At 69.0% G+C, this 378-nt stretch carries 1 protein-coding gene; it reads right to left on the reverse strand.

What is annotated here, in order from left to right; genetic code table 11:
* The coding region (locus IG05_RS0141245; RefSeq protein ID WP_030349203.1) for a DNA-formamidopyrimidine glycosylase family protein at positions 1–352 on the reverse strand (352 nt) is incomplete at its 3' end.
* Positions 353–378 lie beyond the last annotated feature (26 nt).

Genomic DNA, 378 nt, shown 5'->3' on the forward strand with positions numbered 1-378 from the left:
GTTCGTCGGGGGTCCTTATGAGCTCGAGGACGGGGAGGCGGTAGCCGACCGCTGTGAGGTCCGTGTTGCCCAGGATGGCGCGGATCTGGTGGGAGGGGCCGCCGGTCCAGCGCCGGCCGTTCGCGAACACCTTCCAGGAGCCGTCCATCTTCAGGTGTGAGTGGAGCGTCAGACCGCCCTCGATACGGGTCAGCAGGTGCTTTCCGCGCGGAGTGACGTCCAGGACGGTACGGCCCGTGAGGTCCGCCGTGGCGAACCTGGGCACCCGGAGGTCGCTGCGGGTCAGCACCTTGCCCGCGAGGGCGACGTGCAACCGCCTCGCGGCCTGCCAGACGGTGTCTCCTTCGGGCATGGGTCAAGGGTTGCACGGTATGAGCC

It is taken from the genome of Streptomyces sp. NRRL S-1022 (assembly GCF_000720135.1).
Lineage (GTDB): Bacteria > Actinomycetota > Actinomycetes > Streptomycetales > Streptomycetaceae > Streptomyces.